Source organism: Photorhabdus viridis, from assembly GCF_040256935.1.
Classification (GTDB): Bacteria; Pseudomonadota; Gammaproteobacteria; order Enterobacterales; family Enterobacteriaceae; genus Photorhabdus; species Photorhabdus viridis.
Genome location: NZ_JBEJZY010000560.1, coordinates 1 through 223, shown reverse-complemented (window position 1 = coordinate 223; position 223 = coordinate 1). Strand labels below are relative to the sequence as shown.

Genomic DNA, 223 nt, shown 5'->3' with positions numbered 1-223 from the left:
ATCAATATCTTTTGCTGCGCTTAAATAAATATCTTTCCCCGAAGAGATATCTGAGCCTTTAGCGGAAATATTATTTCCAGCATGGATTGTCAGTGATTCAAGGGCATTTAACACCCCTGATATTGGTGCGTTATGCCTGTTTTCTGTCTTTGATTTTGCAAAATTATAGGTGTCCGCATGGTTTTCTACGGTCACATTATTATTTGCTATCAGAGCGATATTT

At 37.2% G+C, this 223-nt stretch carries 1 protein-coding gene; it reads right to left on the bottom strand.

From position 1 onward, the window contains the following. Window positions 1–195, bottom strand: a 195-nt coding sequence (locus ABR397_RS25720; RefSeq protein WP_350307913.1) for a hemagglutinin repeat-containing protein, incomplete at its 3' end; no start/stop codon positions are given. Window positions 196–223 lie beyond the last annotated feature (28 nt).